At 59.5% G+C, this 24,172-nt stretch carries 21 protein-coding genes and 3 pseudogenes; 16 read left to right on the top strand and 8 right to left on the bottom strand.

What is annotated here, in order from left to right:
• Positions 1-541 precede the first annotated feature (541 nt).
• Positions 542-1,574: pseudogene (locus tag AC1REK_RS22175) on the bottom strand (IS110 family RNA-guided transposase).
• Positions 1,575-2,079: 505 nt separating this feature from the next.
• Here AC1REK_RS22175 and AC1REK_RS22170 point away from each other — a divergent pair.
• The 3 genes from AC1REK_RS22170 to AC1REK_RS22160 all read left to right on the top strand — a co-directional run bounded on the left by AC1REK_RS22170 (position 2,080) and on the right by AC1REK_RS22160 (position 3,241).
• Positions 2,080-2,319, top strand: coding sequence for a hypothetical protein (locus tag AC1REK_RS22170; RefSeq protein ID WP_492270160.1), 240 nt, complete (start codon positions 2,080-2,082; stop codon positions 2,317-2,319).
• Positions 2,320-2,511: 192 nt separating this feature from the next.
• The gene (locus tag AC1REK_RS22165) at positions 2,512-2,775 is read left to right on the top strand and encodes a hypothetical protein (protein ID WP_492270161.1); all 264 of its coding nucleotides are present in this window, start codon (positions 2,512-2,514) and stop codon (positions 2,773-2,775) included.
• A 208-nt stretch (positions 2,776-2,983) separates the two neighbouring features.
• Entirely contained in the window at positions 2,984-3,241 is a 258-nt protein-coding gene (locus tag AC1REK_RS22160) for a hypothetical protein (protein WP_492270162.1), read from the top strand.
• A gap of 59 nt (positions 3,242-3,300) precedes the next feature.
• Here AC1REK_RS22160 and AC1REK_RS22155 read toward each other — a convergent pair whose 3' ends face one another.
• Entirely contained in the window at positions 3,301-4,206 is a 906-nt protein-coding gene (locus tag AC1REK_RS22155; protein WP_492270163.1) for a class I SAM-dependent methyltransferase, read from the bottom strand.
• A gap of 865 nt (positions 4,207-5,071) precedes the next feature.
• The gene (locus AC1REK_RS22150; RefSeq protein ID WP_492270164.1) at positions 5,072-6,280 is read right to left on the bottom strand and encodes a BaiN/RdsA family NAD(P)/FAD-dependent oxidoreductase; all 1,209 of its coding nucleotides are present in this window, start codon (positions 6,278-6,280) and stop codon (positions 5,072-5,074) included.
• Positions 6,281-6,488: 208 nt separating this feature from the next.
• On the opposite strand from AC1REK_RS22150, the gene AC1REK_RS22145 reads away from it, so the two are divergent.
• From AC1REK_RS22145 to AC1REK_RS22105, 9 genes are all read left to right on the top strand, one after another.
• Positions 6,489-7,394 carry a glycosyltransferase family protein gene (locus AC1REK_RS22145; RefSeq protein WP_492270165.1) on the top strand — a complete coding sequence of 302 codons (906 nt, stop codon included), beginning with the start codon at positions 6,489-6,491 and terminating at the stop codon, positions 7,392-7,394.
• A gap of 223 nt (positions 7,395-7,617) precedes the next feature.
• A complete protein-coding gene (rfbB, locus tag AC1REK_RS22140) occupies positions 7,618-8,673 on the top strand; it encodes a dTDP-glucose 4,6-dehydratase (protein ID WP_492270166.1) in 1,056 nt (351 codons plus the stop codon).
• A gap of 18 nt (positions 8,674-8,691) precedes the next feature.
• Positions 8,692-9,249 carry a dTDP-4-dehydrorhamnose 3,5-epimerase gene (gene rfbC / locus AC1REK_RS22135; protein ID WP_492270167.1) on the top strand — a complete coding sequence of 186 codons (558 nt, stop codon included), beginning with the start codon at positions 8,692-8,694 and terminating at the stop codon, positions 9,247-9,249.
• A gap of 6 nt (positions 9,250-9,255) precedes the next feature.
• Complete coding sequence (gene rfbD, locus AC1REK_RS22130) at positions 9,256-10,149, top strand: dTDP-4-dehydrorhamnose reductase (RefSeq protein WP_492270168.1); 894 nt, start codon at positions 9,256-9,258, stop codon at positions 10,147-10,149.
• A 6-nt stretch (positions 10,150-10,155) separates the two neighbouring features.
• The gene (gene rfbA, locus AC1REK_RS22125) at positions 10,156-11,043 is read left to right on the top strand and encodes a glucose-1-phosphate thymidylyltransferase RfbA (protein WP_492270169.1); all 888 of its coding nucleotides are present in this window, start codon (positions 10,156-10,158) and stop codon (positions 11,041-11,043) included.
• Positions 11,044-11,230: 187 nt separating this feature from the next.
• Positions 11,231-12,004, top strand: coding sequence for a glucose-1-phosphate cytidylyltransferase (rfbF, locus tag AC1REK_RS22120; RefSeq protein WP_492270170.1), 774 nt, complete (start codon positions 11,231-11,233; stop codon positions 12,002-12,004).
• Positions 12,005-12,040: 36 nt separating this feature from the next.
• Positions 12,041-13,099, top strand: a complete 1,059-nt coding sequence (locus tag AC1REK_RS22115) for an NAD-dependent epimerase/dehydratase family protein (protein WP_492270171.1) — start codon at positions 12,041-12,043, stop codon at positions 13,097-13,099.
• Between the two features lie 13 nt (positions 13,100-13,112).
• Positions 13,113-13,676 (top strand): dTDP-4-dehydrorhamnose 3,5-epimerase, encoded by a 564-nt coding sequence (rfbC, locus tag AC1REK_RS22110; protein ID WP_492270172.1) that lies wholly within the window; start codon positions 13,113-13,115, stop codon positions 13,674-13,676.
• Complete coding sequence (locus tag AC1REK_RS22105) at positions 13,676-14,599, top strand: NAD-dependent epimerase/dehydratase family protein (protein ID WP_492270173.1); 924 nt, start codon at positions 13,676-13,678, stop codon at positions 14,597-14,599. Before rfbC (AC1REK_RS22110) ends, AC1REK_RS22105 begins: the two co-directional genes overlap by 1 nt.
• 213 nt (positions 14,600-14,812) lie before the next feature.
• On the opposite strand, the pseudogene AC1REK_RS22100 reads toward AC1REK_RS22105, so the two are convergent.
• From AC1REK_RS22100 to AC1REK_RS22090, 3 genes and pseudogenes are all read right to left on the bottom strand, one after another.
• Positions 14,813-15,910: pseudogene (locus AC1REK_RS22100) on the bottom strand (IS3 family transposase).
• Between the two features lie 76 nt (positions 15,911-15,986).
• A complete protein-coding gene (locus AC1REK_RS22095; protein ID WP_492270174.1) occupies positions 15,987-16,208 on the bottom strand; it encodes a hypothetical protein in 222 nt (73 codons plus the stop codon).
• 293 nt (positions 16,209-16,501) lie between these two features.
• A protein-coding gene (locus tag AC1REK_RS22090) for an IS3 family transposase (RefSeq protein WP_492270175.1) occupies positions 16,502-17,649 on the bottom strand; the annotation gives its coding sequence in 2 pieces (ribosomal slippage) (positions 16,502-17,400 and positions 17,400-17,649; 1,149 coding nt in all).
• A 431-nt stretch (positions 17,650-18,080) separates the two neighbouring features.
• On the opposite strand from AC1REK_RS22090, the gene galE reads away from it, so the two are divergent.
• The 4 genes and pseudogenes from galE (at position 18,081) to AC1REK_RS22070 (ending at position 21,548) form a co-directional block, all read left to right on the top strand.
• Positions 18,081-19,067 (top strand): UDP-glucose 4-epimerase GalE, encoded by a 987-nt coding sequence (gene galE, locus AC1REK_RS22085; RefSeq protein ID WP_492270176.1) that lies wholly within the window; start codon positions 18,081-18,083, stop codon positions 19,065-19,067.
• 156 nt (positions 19,068-19,223) lie between these two features.
• Positions 19,224-19,811 (top strand): class I SAM-dependent methyltransferase, encoded by a 588-nt coding sequence (locus tag AC1REK_RS22080; RefSeq protein WP_492270177.1) that lies wholly within the window; start codon positions 19,224-19,226, stop codon positions 19,809-19,811.
• Between the two features lie 559 nt (positions 19,812-20,370).
• A complete protein-coding gene (locus AC1REK_RS22075; RefSeq protein ID WP_492270178.1) occupies positions 20,371-20,556 on the top strand; it encodes a hypothetical protein in 186 nt (61 codons plus the stop codon).
• 48 nt (positions 20,557-20,604) lie between these two features.
• Positions 20,605-21,548 (top strand): annotated as a pseudogene (locus AC1REK_RS22070) (IS630 family transposase).
• A 315-nt stretch (positions 21,549-21,863) separates the two neighbouring features.
• Here the strand turns inward: AC1REK_RS22070 and AC1REK_RS22065 are convergent.
• Both AC1REK_RS22065 and AC1REK_RS22060 read right to left on the bottom strand, forming a co-directional pair.
• Positions 21,864-23,156 carry a glycosyltransferase family 4 protein gene (locus tag AC1REK_RS22065; protein ID WP_492270179.1) on the bottom strand — a complete coding sequence of 431 codons (1,293 nt, stop codon included), beginning with the start codon at positions 23,154-23,156 and terminating at the stop codon, positions 21,864-21,866.
• Positions 23,149-24,165: a glycosyltransferase family protein gene (locus tag AC1REK_RS22060; protein ID WP_492270180.1), complete on the bottom strand. Its 1,017-nt coding sequence runs from the start codon at positions 24,163-24,165 to the stop codon at positions 23,149-23,151. Before AC1REK_RS22060 ends, AC1REK_RS22065 begins: the two co-directional genes overlap by 8 nt.
• Between the last annotated feature and the right edge of the window lie 7 nt (positions 24,166-24,172).

The following is a 24,172-nucleotide window of genomic DNA, read 5'->3' as shown; positions in this document are numbered from 1 at the left end:
TGAATATTGCCTCGGATTAAGAGCGCTGCAGATAATACGAATCGTAGAAATATTAGATATGAAACTTGATGTATCACAAGCGTAGAATATATTATTAATATAAAATTTATTAAAATAACGCAGAATAAAAACTGGGTGATAATATAATTAAAATGAAATTTTGTGTTTTCTTGATTATCCGTATTGTAACTACTATTGTTGAGCGCTCCTCCATATCCGATTGTTTTCAAAATGAGATATGCGAACGCGAGTACATCAAAAAATGGATAGCTTTGGATCAGCACGATAAATCTCGACAAGGCCCGCAGCAAGGATTCTAGCAGCACCAGCTACCGGTCGCGAGCTTCCTGTCCCGCCAGGTCTCTGGCTTCTCTCCGAAGTCGGCGCTGTGGCCGCTTCATGGTTGGGGCCGACGAGTGGTGGATCAAGCTTTTCGCGAAGTGACCCTTGGCCCTTCAAACCCGCGCTCGATCTTACCGCCCTTCGGTCCCTGGGGGACATCGCTCCGCTCTGCGACGGATCGCGAAAAGGCAGCTGCGGGTCAGGTTTGGGCCGGCTCGGCCGTCCAGCGGAACAGCACCCGGTCGACCCACATGCGATGAAGAATGACCGTTAGTCGGCGAGCCACGGTGATCATCGCTCTGACCATTCCCCTGCGCTTCGCTACGCGAAGCCCCCAAGCTTTGAGTGCAGAGGGCTTGGTCCGCGGTCGCAAGAGGACCAATGCCGCCTCGAACAAGGCTGATCGTAGTGTCTCGTCGCCATTCTTGGTGATCCGACCGCGCCGGTCGACCTCGCCGGACTGGTGCGTTCGCGGGGCCAGCCCGAAATGGGTGCCGACAGAGCGTGAACGCTGGAAGCGGGTGGGTTCGTCAATGGCGGCATGATAGATTAGCGCAATGAGTGGTCTGACACCGGGCGCGCTCATCAGCAGGAGGCAGCCGTCATCGGCGCGCGCCAGCGCCAATATCTTCTTTTGCAAGCGGGTATATTGTTCGCGGATAACGCGGCGCACCGCCAGTATCGGCTCGATAATGGCTTGCAATGTGGGAGAGTCCTCAGTCAGCATCCATGATGCGCGCTTCGTAGCCGACCCTCGTCACCATGCCGACCTTGAGGCCGAAGTTGCGGAGCAGGCCGCGAATGCTGTTCTCGACGTCAAGCTGCTTGGCTTGGAGGAGGCGCCGGCCACTCAGCAATGCCCGGATCTTCTGACTGGCCAGCGTCTTGACGTGGACCGGGCGACAGAGCCCGACCCGCATCATCTGGGCAATGCCGCGCGCATCGTTGCGGTCGGTCTTGTTGGGGCGGGCGCTGAGCACCGCCTGGGCATGGCGGGTCTCGATGCAGATCACCGGGAAACCTGCCTTGGCCAGACCGGCATAGAGCCATTGGCAAAGCGTTCCGGCTTCCAGGCCGACGCGGGAATAGCGGTCGCTGCACGCTGAAAAGAATGCGGAAATCGCCCCCGGTGAGCTGTCCGCCTTGCCTTCCCGGATGATTGTTCCGTCCGCTTCCATCACGCAGACGCTTGTCGTCTTCACCGAAACGTCCAAGCCAACAAAGCATTCCATCGCTCTTCTCCCTGACCCGCTGGGCTGGATCGGTGGAGTCTAGAGCGCATCCGCCACCGCCGCATCGCATCCGCGACGCGAGCGCAATGGCCCAACCTTTTCATGCACGGATCCGTTCAAATAGGCCGACTCGCAGTTCAGTCGTCGGGTGCGCGACGCTCACCGGTCGACGGCCTGCAACAGCTTGTGGAAGCGCTAGCCGTCGGCCATCCGAAAGACGTCCAGAACGACCTGGCCAGTGCGGGCGAGAGTTTCATCAGGGAAGCTGCCGCCGGAATGGCCCGTCTCGGCCACCCCTTCATAGCTTGAGCCTCTGCCCTGACAAAGGCGTCGGACCCGCTCGCGAGCAATAGTTCGCGAGCCAGTGCCGCGATGCACATACGCGTCGCCATCATCTCTGTAACGAGCAAATTGACTGGGCTTTCGCCGCTCATGGCCGCTTCCCCCTGAAGCCCCCGAGACTGTCGCAAAGCCTTCGATTTTCCAAGAACCCCGCGGCACCACCGTGACGAAAGCTGAGATTCAGCTGGGGCTGATCGCGCTCAGCATCAACGCCGGGGCGGCCGGCGCCTACGGGAAGACGGCGAAGGATACGCGCACGCCAGCGCAACGCTCATCGCTGCTCTGGCTGAGTGCCCAGCTCGATAAGCACATAATCAAGCACGTGCGCGGCCACAACGAGGTCAGCAACAAGGCTTGTCCCAGCTTCGACGCCCGCAAGGACGAACTCGGAAGGCTGGTCTGAGCGGTCGTTCAGGTCAGGGGCAGGGCGATCAAGGTTCCCAAGCCCACCACGATAACCGCCCTGATCCAGGCGCCCCTGACGTCAGATGAAATTATTCGCCGCAACATGCCGCATACCTCCCTCCCCTCTCAAGGCTGGGCGGCCTGTGGCGCTGCGTCAACCCTCGCGTCCATTTAACATCTAGAGATCACCATGAAGCTGTTCGCCAATCTGGGCGCGCTGGCCCTTGCCTTCGTCGTCGTCATGCTCGCCGCCGTGTCTGCCGAGGCGCAGACCCTCGGCGATCTGCTCGGCGTGTTCCGCCCCCACCTGATCGAGCTCGCCAGCATCTTCGTCGCGGCGCTCGCCGCCTGGCTGTTCAAGCAATCCGCGAGAAGCTCGGGCTCGATCCGGATGCGATCGCCGAGAAGCTCACCACGAAGATCGGTATGGTCGCCGCGGCCGCCGCGGCGCTAATCATCCTGCTGGCTGGAGCCGGTGCCTATGACAGATCCGCGCGATTATGATCGGCGTCTCGCCAAGGTCGAGACCGATCTCAAGCTGCTCGGCGCTGGTGTCGCAAACCTAGGCGACGACCTGCGGGGCTTCCGGCGCGAGTGGTCGGAGAAGGCGGAGGAGGACCGCGCACAAGGCGGCCCGGCTTTCGCTGCCGCAGATCGTTGGCATGCTGGAGGCCACCGCCGGCGTCACCGCCATCCTGCTCGGCGGCATGATGTTCCTGCTCAATTCGCAGGTCGCTACCGTACAGCTCGATCTTGCGTCTCAGGTCGCACAGGTCAGCCTCTCGGTGCGCGGCCAGGGCGACGCGATCACCGCGCTCAACACGGCGCAGCAGCAGCTGCTGCAGCGCGACATCGCCGTCGACCGGCTGAAATCCGTGGAGCTGTTCATGCGCGATCTCGCTGCACGGCGCTCGCCCTAACCGAATTGCCGAGCTTAACCCCACTCTTCAGCGAACGCCTCCCCGCTCCCACGGCTGTGTTATTTGTCGACGCGGCAGATCACATACCTTGCCAGCATGCCGTTCTTCATGTCCCACTGCTCTAGGCTAGGTTCTTGGACGATCGTCAGCTGAGGGATCGAACCTATTCGACCCAGCCACCATTCGCGGCTCGCATTGCAGAGATGAGCGTCGAGTTGGTACGGCTCCACGGTTTCGTAAAAGGGAATGAAGTGAACCAGATGAGCGCCATTGGCGCATACGCGGATCTGCTCCGAGAACACGCGCTCATGGTCGTCGGGGTGGATATGCTCCATATAATCCTGACTGATCAGAACCGAAAAACGATCATCCTCGAATGCTAGATCACGTCCATCCATTTGATGGATGCCACTTACCACGGCGTTCTGAACGGCCCAGCTGGAGACGTCAGCGCCGGAGGCTTCTCGTCCGCGTGCTTTTAGTTCCCGCACGAGCAGGCCGGTCGCGCAGCCACAATCGAGAACCTCTCCCGCCGCAAATCTGACGTTGAGCTCTCTGGCCAACATCGTGAATTCGGATTTGAGTGCATCATTTCCCGAGTAGCCGAGATAAGGACCTCCACCACCACGCTTTCGATAGTAGTCCTCGTCGTACAGTGAGCCGTCACGCGCGCGGCCAATGACCCCCTCCGGCGTGTTGAAGTGCCTAACTTTCAGGTATGCGACGGTCTCCCATGTTGCCTGGTCTGGGGTTGCCGTTACCAAGAAATTCTTGAGCCAAGCGGAATCCGGCGCTGTCAGAACGAACAATTTTCCGTCACGAGCCTCAAATTCTGCATCGCCTACCTCGATTCGATCTCCGCAAAATCTAATCAAATCAAGCTGCGCGCGAGTAAAATATTTCATTGCGATCGCCCGAATGTCACCGGGGTCCAGTGTTGATGTCAGATTTCGCTTGTCAGGCAATGGCGATCTCCGCTGAGGCGGGAATTCCACGTCGCGAAAAGGCACCTAAACTTACAGAAGGTGGGAAGGCAGCAGAAGCCGCCTGCCTTGGTACATGTGATGCCGATCCGTTACTCGGGGCGCGTGTCAGCTAGCCCCATTGATGCCTCCCATTGCGGAGATTTTTGGGCGCTCGCGAAATCATAAAAACTGGCCGCAGATGGAGCACTAGCTTGATCGCGCGGGACGAAATCGTGGCAGGGGCGAGAAAAGCGGTCACTACAACGCCATCACTAGCGCTCTAACGATCGTCCTTCCGTTGACGCTGCTGCTCTCGGCTTTGACTTACAAGGCGATCAAAAAGCCGTTTCTCGATATGCGGCTGCGCTATCGTGCTGACCGAGCCACGCCGACGACTGGGTCGTGCGCAATCCCACGCGGCTGTCGGCTGCCTTGTCACGTCATCCAGTGCTTGTCGCCCGTCTGGCCCGCCAACTGGCAACGCTAGGCCGGGGGTCCAGCGGTCTGAGCTAACTGACGATTTCCCGCGATAACATTGGCCCGGTCTCGCTCGCGCGGGGCCGGGCCCGTGATCGCATCAATTACCGGATACCGCGCAGGCTCTGGACTGTTGGGCAGGAGCGGCCGAGCGTGCGCGCGCCACGGTTGCCTTCCGGTTCGTTTCGACGTCAGCGACTAGGGCGGCGGCAGACCCATGCCTTCGACCCGCCTCACAGTCTGGAGACGGGTCTCGCTTTTTTGTTCTGGGTACCGGCAGACGGCACGCCCGGAACTGGCATATTGCTCGGCGCAAGGATCACGCCATCTATTGGTTGACGTAGGCGCCTTCCACAATTGGGAGTTACGCCGCCACGGCGCGGATCGCTCAGCCGGTGCCCTCAGCAATAGCGGTTCCGGCCGCCCAGCCCGACGACCACGCCCATTGGAAATTGTAGCCGCCGAGCCAGCCGGTCACGTCGACGACTTCGCCAATGAAATAGAGGCCGTCGACGGCCCTTGCCTCCATCGTCCGTGAGTTCAGCCCGGTCGTATCGACGCCGCCGAGCGTCACCTCCGCGGTCCGGTATCCTTCCGACCCGATCGGCAGGATCTCCCAGCCTTGCAAGGTGGATGCGATCGCCGTGAGCTTCTTGTCGCTCGCGTCGCCGATCGGTCCCGTCCAGCCATGAACATCAGCGAGATGAGCCGCCAGGCGCTTCGGGAGGATCTCGCCCAGCGTATTCGGGATGCTCCTGCGGCCGTTTTCCTGCCGCGCGGCGCGCAAGGAAGCGAACAGGTCCAGTGTCGGCAGGAACGCGATCCGGATCGGCTGGCTCTCCCGCCAATAGGAAGATATCTGCAGGATCGCGGGGCCGGAAAGCCCGCGATGCGTGAACAGCAACGCCTCGTCGAACGAGGTCTTGCTGCAGGAGACCCGCGCATAGGCGGCGACTCCGGCGATCTCGCGAAACCCGGCAAGAACATCCTCGCCGAAGGTCAACGGCACCAGGGCCGGGCGCGTTTCCGTCACCGACAGGCCGAACTGGCCGGCGATCTGATAGCCCAGGCCGGAAGCGCCCATTTTCGGGATGGATTTGCCGCCGCATGCCACGACGAAGTGCCGGCATCGGATCTCTGCAGCGCCGTTCCCCCCGAGCCTGACCGCAAATCCGTCGTCAATCCGCTCCACGCCTTCCAGCGTGGTCCCCAGGCGCAGTTCGCAGCCCGCCTGCGCCATCTCTTCCAGCAGCATCGTGATGATCTGCCTAGCGGAATCGTCGCAGAACAGCTGGCCGAGCGTCTTCTCGTGATAGGCGATGCGATGCTTCTCGACCAAGGCGACGAAATCGTGCTGCGTGTAGCGGCCGAGCGCGGATTTGGCGAAATGCGGGTTGTTCGACAGGAAATTGCGGGCGCCGGTGCCGATATTGGTGAAGTTGCAGCGGCCGCCGCCGGAAATCCGGATCTTCTCGCCGGGGGCCTTGGCATGATCGACGACGAGTACACGTCCGCCGCGCGCGGCGGCATGGATCGCGCACATCATCCCGGCCGCACCGGCGCCGAGGACGACAGTGTCGAAATGCGTGGTCGACATCGGATGCTGCTAACCTCAGAACGGCCCGGACGGGCATTGCGTGGCGCTTCGAAGGCGGCGCGTTGAACTCGGCTTCGGGTAGATCATCCGCGATCGTCCAGCAACCGATGAGGTGCAGTCGACGCGCAATGCGTCCGGCTAGGACGAGGTTGAATTCGCCCGGCTTAAGAGGATATGGCGTAGCGCGTTCGACAGGGATGGCAGCACGATGACAGCGCAGCAGGCGCAGATGCAAGGCGCGCGCGCCTGTGCCGGCGTGGTGCTCTACCGTCCGGATGCCGCATTGCTCGCGCGCCAGGCCGAGGGTTTGCGTGGGCAGGCCCTCTTCGTCTTCGCCAACGGACCGGTCGAGGACGATGCCCTGGCAGCACTGGCCCCGACGCAGTTGCGCCTGATCTCCAGTGCTGAGAATGTCGGCCTGGGGCAAGGCCTCAATGCCGTGATGCGGGCGGCTGCGGCGGAGGGATTCAGCCACATCATGCTGCTCGACCAGGACAGCGAGCCGCCTGTAGGCTTGCTCGACAGCCTGACCGCGCGCTGTCTCGCCCTGGAGGAGCAAGGCGAGAAAATTGCCGTTCTGGCCCCGCGCCTCGTGCCGCCGCAGGAGGGCTTCTACAAGCCGATCCGCTATGAGTGGCGCGGGCCGCAGCGTGCGGATGGCCTGACCCCCCTCGAATTCGCGCCGACCTCGGGTTCGCTCATAAGCGTAGCGGCGTTTGCGTCCGCCGGCCCGTTCCGCGAGGATTTCTTCATCGCCGGGCTCGATGTCGAATGGGGTTTTCGGGCCTGGGCGCGTGGCTGGGGATCTTATCTCGCGAGCGATCTCGCCATGCCGCACCGCTGGGGCGAAGCGGTGAGCGAGGAGGAGCTGGGCAAGGCGCAGATCCTGCGCCATGCGCCGCTCCGCAACTATTACTATGTGCGCAATGTCATCGCGACGGCGCGCCTCGCCCACGTACCGCTGCGCTGGCGGCTCCGGTCATGCGCCGGGCTCGCCGCCCAGATCGGCCTTTTGGCGCTGAAGGGGCCGCCGGGCTCGCTGAGGCCGGTGCGCGCGGGGCTGGTCGATGGCGTCAGGAGCCGGCTTGGACCAGCTCCCGCCGACATGGTTTGAGCGCCCTGGTCGCGCTTGCCCGTCGCGTTGCGCAAGTTTGGCCACATCTTCCATGCAAACGTTTGGTTGAATGAGCGATGATGCGTCACGCTCGAGCAGAAAAGCAGGGCTGCGGATACAAATTGCAGCGGTCTCATATGCTTGACAGATTATAGGAGTGCTGCTTCTTCCCTGCGTCGCATAGCGGCCTTCATCAACAGTCGACTCTCCGGAGCGAAGCGGCGTGTCATTGAAATTCCTCGTCACCGGCGGTGCCGGCTTCATCGGCTCTGCCGTCGTCCGTAAGCTGATCACTGAGACGCAACATGATGTCTGCGTCGTCGACAAGCTGACCTATGCCGGCAATCTTGCTTCGCTCGCCCCCGTCTCCGGCAGCAACCGCTACCGTTTCGAGCAGGCCGACATCGGCGACGTCGAGCGCATGCGCGCGATCTTTGCCGAGTTCAATCCCGATATCGTCATGCATCTGGCTGCCGAAAGCCATGTCGACCGCTCCATCGACGGTCCCGGAGACTTCATCCAGACCAATATCGTCGGCACCTTCGCGCTGCTGCAGGAGGCTCTGCGTCACTGGCGTGGGCTCGACGGTGCGCGCAAGGCGGCTTTCCGCTTCCATCACATCTCGACGGACGAGGTCTTCGGCTCGCTGGGCGATGAGGGCTTCTTCCGCGAAGATACCGCCTATCAGCCGAATTCGCCCTATTCCGCCTCCAAGGCGGCGTCCGACCATCTCGTCCGCGCCTGGCACCACACCTACGGCCTGCCGACGCTGATGACCAATTGCTCGAACAATTACGGACCCTATCACTTCCCCGAGAAGCTGATCCCGCTGATGATCATCAATGCGCTCGAGGGCAAGAAGCTCCCGGTCTACGGGAACGGCACGAACGTGCGCGACTGGCTTTATGTCGACGACCATGCCGATGCGCTTTTGACCGTGGCGCAGACTGGGGTCATCGGTGAGACCTACAACATCGGCGGCCACAACGAGAAGGCCAATATCGAGGTCGTGAAGGGCATCTGCGCCATTCTCGACGAGTTGCGGCCCGATCCGGCTGGCCCCCACGAGCGGCTGATCTCCTATGTCACCGATCGTCCGGGCCATGATGCGCGCTATGCCATCGATGCCGGCAAGATCGGCCGCGATCTCGGCTGGACTCCGAAGGAAACCTTCGAGACGGGCCTGCGCCGCACCGTCGAATGGTACCTCGCCAATGCCGGCTGGTGGGGTGACATTCGTTCGGGCGTCTATCGCGGCGAGCGGCTTGGTGCCGCCTGAACGGAACTGGACGAGACCATGCTGAACGTCGAAGCGACAGCCATCCCGGCGGTCAAGCTCATCACACCGAAGAAGCACGGCGATCATCGCGGCTTCTTCTCCGAGGTCTACAGCCAGTCCGGCATGGCGGAGGCAGGCCTCGATCTCGTCTTCGTGCAGGACAACCACTCTCTGTCGGCCCAGGTCGGCACGTTGCGCGGCCTGCATTTTCAGTCGGCTCCCTTTGCGCAGGACAAGCTCGTGCGGGTCACGAAGGGACGAATCCTCGATGTCGCCGTCGATCTGCGTGTTTCGTCCTCGACCTTCGGGCAGCATGTCGCCGTGGAGCTGTCGGCGGCGAACTGGCGCCAGCTCCTGGTTCCGATCGGCTTCGCGCACGGCTTCGTCACGCTCGAGCCCGACACCGAGGTGCTCTACAAGGTGACGGCGCCCTACGGTCCCGCAAACGACCATGGCCTCGCCTTCGACGATCCGGCGCTAGGCATCGACTGGCGGCTGCCGCATGACGAACTCGTGCTGTCGGACAAGGATCGCAAGCACCCGCGCCTTGCCGATCTGCCACGTTATTTCGACTGAGCCGCCATGCGCATCTCCGTCACGGGCCAGTCGGGGCAGGTCGTGCTCTCCATGCTCGAGCGCGCGCCGGAAGGCGTGAGTGTCACTGCGCTCGGCCGCCCCGAACTCGATCTCGAGCAGCTCGGCACGATCGCACCAGCTATCGTGGCCAGCCGACCTGACGTCGTCGTCAACGCCGCGGCGTTCACGGCCGTCGACCTCGCCGAGAGTGAGGAGGAGACGGCGCGGCTGGTCAATGCCGCGGCGGCCGGCGAAGTCGCCAAGGCCGCGGCGGCCCTTGGCGTCCCGGTCATCCAGATCTCGACCGATTACGTCTTCGACGGCAGTCTCGACCGACCCTATCGCGAGGATGATCAGGTCAGCCCGATCTCGGCCTATGGTCGCAGCAAGCTCGAAGGCGAACGCGCCGTCGCCGCCGCGACGGCCAATCACGCGATCCTGCGTACGGCCTGGGTCTACAGCCCGTTCGGGAAGAATTTCGTCAAGACCATGCTGCGGCTCGCCGAAACCCGCGATGAGGTTGGTGTCGTCGCGGACCAGGCAGGCTCGCCGACCAGTGCGCTCGACATTGCCGATGCGGTCTTCGCGATCGCGCGCAACCTCGTTGCCCGCCCGCGGGACGAGAGCCTGCGCGGTGTCTTCAACATGGGTGCGCAAGGGAACGCGGTCTGGGCCGAAGTCGCCGAAGCGATCTTCGCCGAGCGCGCGACGTTGGGTGGCGCACCGGTGACGGTCAAGCGCATCGCCACCTCCGATTATCCGACGCCGGCACGCAGACCTGCGAATTCGCGCCTAGACTCCTCCAGGCTGGCACAGATCCATCAAGTCAGACTGCCGGAATGGCAGAGGTCGCTTGCAGCCTGCGTCCGCCGGCTTCTGAACAGCAAACAGACGGGGTAGACGACGATGAAGGGCATCATCCTTGCCGGCGGTTCCGGCACGCGGCTCCATCCGATGACACTGGCGATGTCGAAGCAGCTTCTGCCGGTCTACGACAAGCCGATGATCTACTACCCGCTCTCGACGCTGATGCTCGCCGGCATCCGCGAGGTGTTGATCATCTCGACGCCGCATGATCTGCCGCATTTCAAGCGCCTTCTAGGCGATGGTTCCGATTGGGGCATGAGCCTGTCCTATGCCGAGCAGCCGCATCCGGGCGGCCTCGCGCAGGCCTATATAATCGGTGCCGACTTCGTCGCCGGAGAGCCTTCCGTGCTCATTCTGGGCGACAATCTCTATTACGGTCACACCCTGCCGGAGATGATGATGCGGGCAAAAGCGCGGACGAAGGGCGCAACCGTCTTCGCCTATCACGTGCGCGATCCCGAGCGTTACGGCGTTGTCGACTTCGACAGTGCCGGCAAGGCGATCTCGATCGAGGAAAAGCCCAAGGCGCCGAAATCGAACTGGGCCGTGACGGGCCTCTATTTCTACGATGCCCAGGTCGTGGACATCGCTCGGAGCCTCAAACCCTCGCCGCGCGGCGAGTTCGAGATCACCGATGTCAATCGCGTCTATCTCGAGCGCGGCGAGCTCTCGGTCGAATCCATGGGCCGCGGCTTCGCCTGGCTCGACACCGGCACGCCCGACAGCCTGCTCGAGGCGGGAGAATTCGTTCGCACGCTGGAAAGCCGACAGGGCCTGCGAGTCGCGTGTCCGGAGGAGATAGCGGCCAGGAGAAAATGGATATCGCCAACGGAGCTATCCGCCTTGGGCAACAAGCTCTCTAAGAGCGATTACGGGCAGTATCTTTTGCGCGTCGCTGCCGATTTGGATGCCGTGCCGATATCTTGAGTGGATTGGATTTAAAACTTGTGGGTCGTGGATTTTATCTTTCGCTCTGTGTGTATAATCAAGGGCGCGGTCGTCTAAGCTGTCTAGATAGAAGGTTTATCTGGAGTGCTTGACACCGAATGTGCATTCAAATATCCGACGGCCTAACGTAAGAAAATTGCACGTAGACTGACCGAAAGACGACGACATGAAAGCGGTATTGCTGGCTGGCGGTTTGGGGACTCGGTTTGCGGAAGAGACGCATATAAAGCCAAAGCCAATGATCGAGATCGGCGGAAAGCCGATTCTTTGGCATATTATGAAAATTTATTACACGCATGGCATATCGGAATTCATCATTTGTCTTGGCTACAAAGGGTATGTGATTAAAGAGTACTTTCAGAATTATCTGCTTCATAGTGCGGATGTTACTTTCGATTTCAGCAGGAACGAAAGACAAATTCATCACGCTCATGCTGAGCCGTGGAAGGTTACCCTCGTCGAAACAGGCGAGGAAACGATGATCGGTGGTCGGATCAAGCGCATCTTGCCGTATGTCGGCGATGATGAAGCTTTTTGCCTTACATATGGCGACGGCGTCGGCGATATCGACGTCAGGGCTGTTATTGATCTGCATAAGAAATCCGGGCGCCTTGCGACTGTTACAGCCACCCAGCCGCCGGGCCGGTTTGGCGCGTTAAGATACGAAGGCGATCGAGTCACAGGCTTCCAAGAAAAGCCGGTCGGAGATGGTGGCTGGATCAACGGAGGCTTCTTTGTCCTCAGCCCGAAGGTCGGCTCGTACATCGCGGGTGACGAAACCGTATGGGAGCGGGAGCCCATGGAACGCTTGGCCGCCGAAGGGCAGATGAGTGTCCATTTTCACAAGGGTTTCTGGCAGCCGATGGATACCTTGAGGGATAAGCGTCATCTTGAGGATCTGTGGGCCTCCGGAGCCGCCCCGTGGAAAACTTGGCGGTGAGCTTTCGCCTGTGCAACCGTTGGAAGAGAAAAAGTGATGCGCGTTCTAGTTACCGGTAACATGGGCTATGTCGGCCCGGTTCTCGTTCGCTTTTTGCGATCGCATCGTCCGGATGCAGAGATTCGTGGCTACGACGCAGGCTTCTTCGGCCATTCGTTGACGGGGCCGGGTTTCCTACCGGAAGCCCTGATCGATCGGCAATTCTACGGTGATATCCGCGATCTGCCCGCTGAGCTGTTGGAGGGCGTTGACGCGGTCGTGCACCTTGCCGCCGTATCCAACGACCCTATGGGAAATAAGTTCGAGCAGGTAACAGAGGATGTTAACCAATCCGCCAGTGTTCGCCTTGCGGAATTGGCGGCGGCAGCCGGTGTCAAGAACTTCGTTTTCGCCTCTTCCTGTAGCATGTACGGCTATGCGGAAGGCGGAGCCAGGAAGGAGGACGATCCGACTAATCCCCTGACCGCGTATGCGCGCTCGAAGATCGGCACCGAGAAAGCCCTTCAGACGAGCGATCTGGGGCAGATGGTCGTCACGAGCCTGCGTTTTGCGACAGCTTGCGGGATGTCCGATCGGCTTCGTCTCGATCTGGTGCTGAATGACTTCGTCGCCTGCGCGGTTACGTCGGGCGAGATCACAGTTCTCAGCGACGGCTCGCCTTGGCGTCCCTTGATCGATGTCGAGGATATGGCCCGAGCGATCAATTGGGCGATCGTTCGCTCAAGCGATAACGGCGGCGCTTTCCTCGCTGTCAATGCCGGACGGGACGAGGGCAACTATCAGGTCAAGCAACTGGCTGAGACGGTTGCCGCGCTCGTGCCAGGTACCAAGGTTGCGATCAACACCAGCGCCCCCCCGGACAAGCGCTCCTATAAGGTCGACTTTGCGCTATTCAAGCAGCTGGCACCGAAGGCAATTCCCCAAGTCTCGCTATCGACCTCGATCGAGCGCTTGCGAGATGGCCTCGTCGGGATGGGCTTTGCCGATCCGGACTTCAGGAACTCACCCTATATGCGGCTGCGTACCCTCGAAGCGCACATCGCATCGGGCAGGCTCGGAATGAACCTGCGCTGGCTGCGCAAGTTTAGCTCGTAAGGCGGTTCTCTTTATGAAGTTTCATCGACTCCCTCTAGATGGTGCGCGCCTGATCGAGCTTGAGAAGCGAGGGGATGAGCGGGGCTTTTTTGCTCGTTTCTTCTGCGAGAAAGAGTTTGCAGCGGACGGGCTAGAAACCCGCTTCGTTCAAGTCAACACTTCGCTCAGTGCTAAGAAGGGTACGTTGAGGGGCATGCATTACCAGCTCCCCCCCTCGGCCGAAGTGAAGGTTATCCGGTGCATCCGAGGCTCGCTCTTCGACGTCATCGTCGATCTGCGTGCGGGATCGCCTACGTTCGGAAAGTGGTACGGGGCGGAACTGAACGCTGAAAACCGGCTCATGATGTATGTGCCGCGCGGATTTGCCCATGGCTTCATTACACTGCAGGACGATACAGAGGCTCTATATCTCGTCAGCGCCTTTTATGGCCCTAATGAGGAACGTGGGTTGCGGTTTAACGACCCGGCTATCGGCGTTGAGTGGCCGCTTGCAGCTGTGGAAGTGTCGGAGAAGGACCGCAACTGGCCGGATCTCGCGACAGAGTTTCACGGTACGGAACTGATGCGGGGTCTGTGATGCGCATCCTGTTCACAGGGGTCAGCTCCTTTACAGGGAGCTGGTTTGCCCGGGCTTTGGCGGATGCGGGGCACGAAGTCGTCGCTCCACTCCGCGGACCGCTCGCGAGCTACAGCGACGGGTTGAAAGCCGCACGCCTCGAAAAATTGGGCGCCTCCGTCGAGCTCGTTCCGGGCTGTGTGTTCGGAGAGGACGGCTTCATGGCGTTGGTCCGCGAACGCCGCTTCGATGTCTTCTGCCATCACGCCGCGCAGGTGACCAACTACCGTAGCCCGGATTTCGACATCGTTGGCGCACTCGCTAACAACACTCTCAACCTGCGAGCAATACTCGATGCGCTCAAGAGCAATGGAACGAGCGGCGTAGTCCTGACGGGAAGCGTGTTCGAGCAGACAGAAGGGGCCGGAGAAAAGCCTCTGAGGGCGTTCTCGCCGTATGGCCTGTCGAAAGGTCTGACTGCTGAGGTTTTCAGCTATCGTTGCCAGGAACTCGGTCTGCCCCTGTCGAAATTTGTGATACCCAATCCTTTCGGGCCTTTGGAAGAGCCTCGATTCTGCGCCTACCTCATCCGGGCGTGGAAGGCCGGCCAGGTTGCCAAGGTCAATACCCCTGCCTATGTGCGCGACAACATTCACATCGACCTCCTCGCCAAAAGCTACGTCAAGTACGTTGGCGAACTAGGCGCAGGGCAAGCTTTGACGAAACTGAGCCCAAGCGGCTACGTCGAGACACAGGGTGCGTTTACAGAACGATTTGCTCGCGAGATGAGATCACGTCTTGGAATGGCTTGCGACGTCGATTTGGCCGAGCAATCCGATTTCAGTGAACCGCTCATGCGCGTCAATACCGACTCGGCCACGCTCTACGTTTCCGACTGGAAAGAGGCAGAAGCCTGGGACGGCGTGGCGTCTTACTATCGATAGTGTTCCGAAGAGCGTCAACTTGCTTCAGTACGCTTCTCCAGTAGCGATGCTTTAGCCCTGGCTTCGATAGGTTGTACGCCTTCATCTGCACGCTCAGACGTAGCATCCGGAGTAGGCCGCGCCGGGCCCTTTTTTGTCGTGCCGCGGCGAATCTTGACCTGAGACCCTTTTCTCCTCCGGTCTGAGGGAGAGTCCTGGGTTTCGTTTCTGGTCTCAGGCGGCCTGTTTTTCCAGCGCGGATTTGAGTGCGAACTCGGCGGGCGTCATGTTGCCAAGGGCCGAGTGGGGGCTGTGGCGGTTGTAGTCCTCCTTCCATGAGATGATGGCGCTGCGGGCTCGACGAGCGTCGAGAACAGGGTGTCTGTCGTTGAGGCACTCGTCCCGGAAGCGTCCGTTGAAGCTCTCGACGAAGGCATTCTGCGTCGGCTTGCCGGGGGCGATGTAGTGCCACTCGACGCCGGTCTCCTGGCACCAGCGCAGGATCGCCATCGAGGTGAACTCGGTGCCGTTGTCGGACACGATCGTCCCCGGCCGACCGCGCAGGCGAATGACATTATCCAGTTCGCGAGCCACGCGCAGGCCCGAGAGCGAGGTGTCGGCGACGAGTGCCAGGCACTCGCGCGTGTAGTCGTCGACGATGGCGAGCACCCTGAAGCGGCGACCGTCCGAGATCGTGTCGGAGAGAAAATCGAGGCTCCAGCGCGCATTGGCCCGATCAGGCACGAGCATGGGTCTGCGCGTGCCCAGTGCCCGTTTGCGGCCGCCGCGCCGGCGCACCTGCAACTTCTCCTCGCGATAGAGCCGCCGCAGCTTCTTCTGGTTCATCACGATGCCCTGGCGGTCCAGCGTGGATCCTGCGGTAGCCGAACCGCCGGCACTCTCCCGCCATGGCCTTCATCGCCTCGCGCAACAGGGCATCGTCCGGCCGGGTGCTCGTGTAGCGCACCGTCGAGCGGTCGATCGTCAAGGCCAGGCACGCCCGACGCTGGCTCACTGCATGCACCGTGCAGGCATGAGCCACCGCCTTCCGCTTCGCATCGGGCGTCACCATTTTTTTGCGGCGACATCCTTCAGGATCGCGTTGTCGAGCATCTGTTCGGCCAGCAGCTTCTTGAGACGGGCGTTCTCGTCCTCGAGGGTCTTCAGCCGGCGAGCGTCCGACACGTCCATACCGCCAGACTTCGCCTTGAATTTGTAGAAGGTCGCCGAGGAGATGCCGTGCTTGCGGCAGACATCCGCCGTCGCAGCTCCAGCCTCCTGCTCCCTTAGCACCCCGATAATGTGCTCTTCCGTGAATCGCGAGGGGCGCATCGTCCGTCTCCGTGAGTGACGGACTCTACTCAGATCTGGAGGAAGATCAGGGTTCCAGGTCAGTCTCGGGTCAGTCTCAGGTCAATCGCGCCTGCGCCGACGCGGCTGAGGACCATGCTCGCGCATCACGCGTCGATCTTATGATTGACGCGAATGCCGCGGTGCCGCAGCGCACGTGCATCCGGCGGTAGCCATAGGCCTCGAAACTGTCGAAGACCGCCGCCATTGTGTCGACAAGCGCCGTGTCGTCGATGCTGGTGGCCGGCTTGCGGTAATAGGTTGAGCGCGCGCTCCCCATCAGCCGACATCCTTCTGCGATGGAGGTGTTGCGGGCCGGTGACGACCGATGTACTCGCGCTTTCTCGGCCGCGGTCCGTGCTTCAGAGCCCCCTTTAGGAACTCGATCTTCAGGACCGGCCGGCCGCCTAGGCGCTCCAACGCCCCAATGCGCGGTTCGTAGGCCTCGACCCTATCGGCGGCGGCTGCCTCGTCATCGAAGGCACCCGCCTCGAGCTTTTGGACTCAGAGGCGGATCAGGTTACGCGACAGATTGTGTCGGCGTGGCCTGCTGCCGGTTCTGTGGACAGTCGGTTAGGCTAATCCCACCTTCTTTTCGAACTCGACCGGGCTGATGTAGCCGATGGTCGAGTGCCTGCGAACGGCGTTGTAGAACCGCTCGATGTAATCGAACACGTCGGCACGAGCATCGTCGCGTGTCCGGTAAACCCTGCCTCTGATCCGCTCGGTCTTCAGCGATGAGAAGAAGCTCTCCATCGCGGCATTGTCCCAGACATTGCCCGAGCGGCTCATCGATCGGGTAACGCCGTTGTCGGCCATGAGCTTCTGGAACTGCTCGCTGGCGTACTGGCTGCCCTGATCCGAATGGTGCAGCAGGGCATCCGGCCTTCCCCGACGCCAGATCGCCATCATCAGTGCATCGGTCACGAGCCCGGCGGTCATGTCGGCCTTCATCGACCAGCCCACCACCCGGCGGGAGAAGAGATCGATGACGGCTGCAACGTAAAGCCAACCCTCTGCGATCCAGATATAAGTGAAATCGGCGATCCAGCGCTGGTTCGGACGCTCGGCATGAAACTCCCGGCCGAGCGTATTCGGCGCGATGGCCGATCGCTGGCCCTCATCCCTGGGCAGGCTGCGCCGACCCGGCCTGGCACGCAAAGCCTGGGCACGCATCAGCCGCTCGATGCGATGCAGGCCGCAATCGATGCCTTCCGCCAGCACGTCCCGCCAGACACGCCTGGCACCATAGATCCGATCCGAACCAAGGAAGCTTGCCCGGACCCTGTTGCCGATCTCCTCGTCGTCGCGTGCACGCCTGCTCGGCGATCGGTTAAGCCAGGCATGGAAGCCCGAGCGCGACACATCCAGCGCTTCGCAAAGCCATGCCACCGGCCAGATCCCCCGGTGCTTCGCAATGGACGTGAACCTCATGTCACGTCCTTCGCGAAGTAGGCCGCGGCCTTTTTTAGGATGTCGCGCTCCGCCTTGAGCTTGGCCACCTCTCGCCGCAGCTTCTCGATTTCAAGCTGCTCCGGCTTCATCTGACCGTGGCCGGGAAAAGCCTGAGCAGGATCGGCCGAGAGGAGCTTCACCCATTTGCGCAACTGGTTCTCATGGACATCCAAATCCCGAGACGCCTGCGCCACACTCACTCCGCGATCCTTGATCAGGCGGACCGCCTCGATCTTGAACTCACGCCCAAACTGTCTTCGCCGCATACGCTACCTCCGGTTTCATGAAACACCCAATCTCGGTGTCCACGAAACCGGCAGCAGGCCAGCGAGCGAGGCTGCCGGCGATGGTCGACCGGCGGCTAATCCTGCGCCACCTGGCGCTTGAACTCGATGCTGTGGGATCGATGTCGAACTATGGGCTTTCATCCTTTCGAAAGCCCGGCCTTCCGGCCAATTGCTCACCGTAACGCTGTCCGCCTCAAGGGGCGGTGACTTGGCTCGGTTCACTCTTGGCTATGAGCTTCGGTGGAGCCGAGATAGCTGCTCGATCTGCGACACGCGTGCATCTCAATTTACTTGATAAACCATGCTCGGCGGCGCAGGACATTGGAGACGCTCCGTGCGATATGACCATATGGCGGAATCGCTCCGTTTCTAAGACTGCCGCATGGCGCACGGTTTTCTAAGGGATCTTCATGGCTGTTCTTGTTACAGGCGGCGCCGGCTACATCGGCTCCCACATGGTTCTGGCCCTTCTCGACAGTGGCCAGGAGCCAATCGTGCTCGACAACCTTTCGACAGGTTTCCGCGGCGCGGTGCCGGATCGCGTCGACTTTTATGAGGGAGACATATGCGACGAAGGGCTGATCGATGATATCTGCGCAAAGCACTCGATCGATGCAATCATTCATTTTGCTGCAAAGACAGTAGTACCTGAGTCTATTCTGGATCCACTCGAATATTATCTCAATAACACCGTTAAGGCGCGCGCGCTGATCGATGCGGCCGCGCGAAACAGGATCTGCTATTTCATTTTTTCGTCGACAGCAGCGGTCTATGGCGATGTTCAGACGAACCCGGTCACCGAGACAGATACACCTGCCCCAGTGTCACCATATGGCCGCTCGAAGTTGATGACGGAATGGATTCTTGAAGATGTCTCGAAGGCTCATAATCTGAATTACGTCATCTTGCGCTATTTCAATGTCGCGGGGGCCGATCCGCATGGGCGCACAGGCCAGTCGACCGCTAATGCGACGCATCTGATCAAAGTCGCCTGCCAGGCTGCACTCGGTATGCGCGCGGGCATAGATGTATATGGCACGGACTATCCGACGCAAGACGGAACATGTGTCCGCGATTACATCCATGTCACCGACCTCGTTCACGCTCATCTAGACGCGCTTGCCCATCTTCGAGCAGGTGGTGCGAACTTAAAGGCGAACTGCGGCTATGGTCGTGGCTTTTCCGTGAGGCAGGTTGTTGACATCGTAAAATTGGTCTCGGGAGTCGATTTCGACGTCCGAATCGTCGAGCGCCGCCCGGGGGACCCGCCAGCTATCATTGCGTCAAACGAGCGTGTAACTAGCGAGCTTGGCTGGAAGCCCCGGCATGATGATCTTCAGTTTGTCGTGCAAAGCGCACTCAGCTGGGAGAAACGTTTGCAAGAGCACGAGGTATGAGCATCGAGCTCGAGATATCGACGCAGCCGCCCACCATTTTCGCCGTCGCGAGCACAGGACGCGATTCTGGTTTCATGATATTTGTCGGGGTAGCTTCTTCGCCCAGACTGCCTCGAATGTCTTCGAATAGACGAACCGCCGGAGCAAGGGGTTAACATGTCCGACCAAGCTACCTATCGTCTCACAAAGCATGCGTCGTTATCTGACCTTGTTTCCGAGTATCGCCGTGAAGATGGCCTAATAGATATCGATTTAGGGTGCGGATACTATAAACCAGACGGTTTTATTGGGCTTGACAACCTATCTGCAACCGAAACTCAGATAGATACAGGAAGATTGCCCGATATAATGATGGATCTAAATGTTTATGATCTCCCATTTGACGATGGGGTCTGTAACGAAGTTAGATCTTCCCATTTCCTCGAGCATTCGAACTTGTCTCATATTTTTGCCCAGTCTCATCGCGTATTAAAGTCAGGGGGTACATTCAGATTCACTGTTCCTTATGCAAATTCAGCAGAGGGAATGTATCCTGGTCACGCTATATTTCTAACAGAGAAGTGGTTTCAGGAAAATATTCAGTTCAATGATCTTTTTAAGATAGTTAATATTGTATACACTCCATCGAGGGAGTACGAATGCCTGCCAATTTATATGAAGAAACTGTTTCCATTCGAGATGGCGAGAGTGCATTTGTTTAATGCTTGTCGAGAAATGACTATCATAACAGTTCGCAAAGAGTAAGGAGGCGCCGTTTGCCTCTCTTTCGTTTGGTCACCGCATGATTTTATGCGTGAGGTGTCGCAGAAGCGGTCTCGATTAGTAGAGCCGTCGACTCAAGAAGAAGCGCTCGCCTCGGTTGGTCTACGCGCTGCCGGAACGCTGCGTTCCGCCGGGGGGGCTGAAATCTGGCTTCAGCGTGCCATTCGCTCCTTCGCTTGACATCGTAGCGACGGTCTGATTCGGGTCGTATCCAGCGGCATTGAAGTAGCTGGCCCGTTCGGGCGGCAAGAAGGGCTGGACGAGGGTGCCGACTACGTCCCAAAGAGCGTTGATCGGGCCCTCGATTTTGGCGCGGAGGCAATCCGCCAATGGCGGTGCGATACGCCCGAGCGGAGTCCCTCGCCGCGAGGGCTGCGGCCGTAGCGCCTTGCCATCTTGGTCGGGGCCCAGGCCTTGCTGATGAAGATGAGGCGTTGCGGATCGAGATTGAGCAGGCTCTCGTACCAGTCCGGCCGCTCATTCAGGATGTCGGGGCGTTCCCGCTCCACCGCGTGCGGGGTCCTTTTTCCCAGGTGATTCCATGGCGGGCGCAGAGGCGCCACGGGGCTCCGATGCCGAAGCAATGGTCCCGCTCGACCAAATGCGCCTGCAATTCGGCCAGCGTGATGTCATTGCGCTCATCGATCAGCGCGAGGATCTGAACCTTCTGCACTTCGATCCGCGGCCCAGAGCGTTTCCGCCGAACGTTGAATCTATTGTGATGTGACGAGCTCGGCTCGGGCTGCTTTAACCTTCCTGTTAAAGGGAGTGAAGGATGGCGCGGGCTTTGAGTGACGATCTTCGCATGCGTGCTCTGAAGGCTTCGACGGACAGCCTGTTGGCGCGGCAGGCAGCGGCCAGGTTCGGCGTCGGGGTTCGACCGCGATCCGATGGGTTGCGCGGGCCAGGACAGGCGAGCGGACCGCCCGTCCGCAAGGTTGGCGGCGCGGCTCGAGTCTCGATACGCATGAAGCCTTCATCGTCGGAGTGATCGAGCAGCGGCGGGACATCACGCTGCACGAGATGGCGGCACGGCTCCTTGCGGAGCACAGCGTCGCCATCCGTCGCAGTGCGCTGAGCGCTTGGCTTCGCGGGCGAGGCTGGACGTTCAAAAAAAGTCCACCCATGCACTGGAGCAAGAGCGCTCCGACGTCCTAAAGCGAGGCCGGGACTGGTTCGAGGTCCAGCCTGATCTCGATCCCCAGCCGGCGCGCCTTCATCGACGAGACAGGCCTGTCCACCAAGATGGCTCGCCTGCGCGGCCGCGCCCCGCGCGGAGAACGCTGTCGGGCTGGCATTCCTCACGGACATTGGAAGACGACGACCTTCGCAGGAGCCCTGCGCCTCGGCGGCATGACCGCCGCGTTCGTCTATGACGGAGCCATGAACGGCACAGTCTTCCTCGCCTATGTCGAGCAGGTGCTGGTCCCGACGCTGTGGCCGGGTGATATGGTCGTGATGGATAACCTGCCTGCCCACAAGCCTGCTGGCGTCCGCGAAGCCATCGAGAAAGCCGGCGCCACGCTTGCGTTCCTGCCGCCCTACAGCCCTGACTTCAATCCGATCGAGAATGCCTTCGCCAAGCTGAAGGCCATCCTCTGAGCGCGGGCCGAACGCAGCATCTCCGCTCTTTGGGATGCCGTCGGCGCCATCGTCGGACTCTGCTCACCCGACGAGTGCGCCAACTACTTCAAAGCCGCCGGATATGACCCAGATTGAACCGGAAACGCTCCAGCGGCGGCTTGGGGCTGCCAGTTCAAGACTCTTGGAATGAGCAGTGAATTGGCAAAGCAAGCTCAATAGCTAATCGATGATCTGTATAGCTGCTCGCTCATCTGAAAACGGACTCAGGACTGCTTATGCCGCCGGGGTGATGGCTGCGGCAGTTTGAAGTCGATCTACCTTGGCTTCTGCTGTCGCTTGCCCTGAACAGATCGACCGCTGTTGTAGAGATCAAGATACCGGCTGATCGCCGCCGTGGCCCTGGATCGCGGCCTCGATGCGATAGCTGTCCTCTCCGTGGCTCGACAGTGATCAGCCTGTGCGCCCGGTTACCTTGTAGATGTTACGCATAATGGCGCGAAGTGGCGATGTCATGCGCCAACTGTTGCTCCTGTAGACAGCATCAAGGATCTCCGCCTCAATATTGCGGGCCGAATGAGCTGCGACCTCAAGACTGTGAGAAGTGCAAGCGGCGGCTTGGAATTTTTCACGGTCTTCAGCACGCAGTCGCCGCCCGGTTTGAAATAGGGCCCACAACCTCCAGCAAATATTCCTAAGTTCAATCTGTGTAATAGTCGCGCGTCCTCGTGCATCCTGTATCGAGTCCATAAAGCAAGCGGAGCTTTGTTGCCAATTTGGCCATTCGGAAGCGGTTTCAAGGGCATTCGTTTGAAGTCGCTGTAAGATGTCAGGCCTACTCCTTAACATCCTTAAGGCATCGGAGACGCGCGAATAATTTCCAGTTTCCACAACGATACCGTTAACGCCATCCGTTATGTATTCATCATGTCCCGTAACATCGAATACAACCGCTGTCCCGCCACAATGAAACATTTCCAGAGGAGGGCCAAACATTCCTTCGACTAAACTGAGTTTCACCAAGACGTCGCAAGATCCATAAATCTCGTTCATCTGGGCCATCGGAACGTGTTGGAAGACACGACCCACCCCCCCGACTGTTGGGTCAATGCGGTCGTTCGTAACGAGCCAGACGTCTTGGAAGCCCGCATCCCGGCACGCGGCCAGAGTATTGGGAACATTCTTAAAGGCGACATCGAACGGGCCCTCGACCAATAAGCGCGGCCCGTGCTGTGGGCGAACCTGAGTGGGGCGGACCCCGGCGTGAAATATGTCCTTACGGATCCCATTTAGCGCTAGCGATGCTGTCTGCCCATGTACTTGCTGCAGGTATCGAGTCATCCAACTCGCAACAGTAATGAGGCCGAGGCCCATCTCGTAAGTCGAATCTATAAGAAGCTTCAGGTCGACTTCATCTTCGCTCGGGAAACGAGATTCTATCGACTGAACGTAATAGAGGTAGGATTTGGAGTTTAGCTTCCACATGTGAAACACGGTCGCCCAGAACGTTGCTATAGCGACGTCAAAGCTTTGCTTTCCTACCTCGTCGACATGGATGACGCGCACCCCAAGCGTCGCGAGATGCTGCGCATTAGGATGCCATGCCAAGGCAGATGGCGAGCACTTGTTCAAGGTCACAAGGGTGACGCGATTTCCTAACTGGGCGATATTCGCCGCATGTTCGAGAATGGTGTTGGTCCCACCCGAAATGCCGACGCCTGCGACAAGGAAAGCGATATCAAGCATTGCGTGAGGCCATATATGTACTGAGGTGGGAGAAGCCATTGAACTCCAGCATGACATCGAGCCCCGAGATGGACAGCATGCTTGAATTCAAAGCAAAACGGTCAGCACCAATCTGCTGCAGGTTCTGAAAGAACCGAGGAAACCATGACGAGGAGGACAGGGTCTGCAGGACACGCTGCCGCCCAGCGCGCGCCACGCCCGCGAATTCTGATGGGTTCTCCATCACACGTCGTACCAGGTCATAGAAGGCAGGCCCGCCAGAGGCCTGCAGGTAATGCACATCGGGGGTTAAGTACGTATTGTCTGATATGGGCTCAGAAATAACTAGCGCGCCGCAGGATAGGCATTGTTGCAGCCTCGGCTCCCACGAAATTTCGTCTTCGGCGTGAATGTTGAGGACTACGCGCGATCGCGCAACGAAAGTGTTGAACTCGCTAATTTCGTGCGCGGTCCCTCCCGGCCAGCCATGGGCAAGATGGAGAACATCGAAGTCACGCTTCAATGGTCCAAGAATGCCTTCGCGGTGTTCCGTCGAGCGGCCAAAGAACAAAATCCCTCTGCTGCGCTCGATCGGTAGCGGCACATAGGTTTCGGTAGCGATCGGCAGAGGAGCGTAACCGCTGAAAAATAGCCCCTGACTCTCAAAGAACGAGCGCGAAGCCTCGTCATAATGAAAGATATAGTCGTATGATTTATCAAAAATTCCAAGAACCGTCTTGAATCGGCCAAGGCTATCCCGCGTATACTCAAGTTTGCCCTTCATTATCTTGGGGCATGGCTCCGTTGAATATCCTATTTTTGTCCCCTTCAAATCAGAAAGTGTTTCTGAATCCATTAATTCACCTCTAAATACTATCGTTATGTCCGGATTAAAGTCAATCAATTCTTTATAATATTGTTTTGTTGCCCCAAATCGAAGTTGAAAAAACTTTGTATTATACAAATTATCGAGATCTCTCTCGACGTGACATCCGAAATACTCTTCCTGCCCTACAAATGCTAGCCGCATTATGCAA

Source organism: Allobosea sp. GW823-FHT02B03, from assembly GCF_058797755.1.
Note: the sequence above shows the minus strand (reverse complement) of the source record. Positions and strands in the feature narration are given on the sequence as shown.

Bases quoted from the DNA above. Each gene is read 5' to 3' on its own strand.
- rfbA (WP_492270169.1), top strand. From the start codon at position 10,156: ATGAAGGGCATCATCCTTGCCGGCGGTTCCGGCACGCGGCTCCATCCG.
- AC1REK_RS22065 (WP_492270179.1), bottom strand. From the start codon at position 23,156: ATGCTTGATATCGCTTTCCTTGTCGCAGGCGTCGGCATTTCGGGTGGG.
- rfbD (WP_492270168.1), top strand. From the start codon at position 9,256: ATGCGCATCTCCGTCACGGGCCAGTCGGGGCAGGTCGTGCTCTCCATG.
- rfbF (WP_492270170.1), top strand. From the start codon at position 11,231: ATGAAAGCGGTATTGCTGGCTGGCGGTTTGGGGACTCGGTTTGCGGAA.
- rfbC (WP_492270167.1), top strand. From the start codon at position 8,692: ATGCTGAACGTCGAAGCGACAGCCATCCCGGCGGTCAAGCTCATCACA.
- AC1REK_RS22115 (WP_492270171.1), top strand. From the start codon at position 12,041: ATGCGCGTTCTAGTTACCGGTAACATGGGCTATGTCGGCCCGGTTCTC.
- AC1REK_RS22145 (WP_492270165.1), top strand. From the start codon at position 6,489: ATGACAGCGCAGCAGGCGCAGATGCAAGGCGCGCGCGCCTGTGCCGGC.
- AC1REK_RS22080 (WP_492270177.1), top strand. From the start codon at position 19,224: ATGTCCGACCAAGCTACCTATCGTCTCACAAAGCATGCGTCGTTATCT.
- AC1REK_RS22150 (WP_492270164.1), bottom strand. From the start codon at position 6,280: ATGTCGACCACGCATTTCGACACTGTCGTCCTCGGCGCCGGTGCGGCC.
- AC1REK_RS22095 (WP_492270174.1), bottom strand. From the start codon at position 16,208: ATGGGGAGCGCGCGCTCAACCTATTACCGCAAGCCGGCCACCAGCATC.
- galE (WP_492270176.1), top strand. From the start codon at position 18,081: ATGGCTGTTCTTGTTACAGGCGGCGCCGGCTACATCGGCTCCCACATG.
- AC1REK_RS22165 (WP_492270161.1), top strand. From the start codon at position 2,512: ATGAAGCTGTTCGCCAATCTGGGCGCGCTGGCCCTTGCCTTCGTCGTC.
- AC1REK_RS22105 (WP_492270173.1), top strand. From the start codon at position 13,676: ATGCGCATCCTGTTCACAGGGGTCAGCTCCTTTACAGGGAGCTGGTTT.
- AC1REK_RS22075 (WP_492270178.1), top strand. From the start codon at position 20,371: ATGGCGGGCGCAGAGGCGCCACGGGGCTCCGATGCCGAAGCAATGGTC.
- AC1REK_RS22160 (WP_492270162.1), top strand. From the start codon at position 2,984: ATGCTGGAGGCCACCGCCGGCGTCACCGCCATCCTGCTCGGCGGCATG.
- rfbC (WP_492270172.1), top strand. From the start codon at position 13,113: ATGAAGTTTCATCGACTCCCTCTAGATGGTGCGCGCCTGATCGAGCTT.
- AC1REK_RS22060 (WP_492270180.1), bottom strand. From the start codon at position 24,165: ATGCGGCTAGCATTTGTAGGGCAGGAAGAGTATTTCGGATGTCACGTC.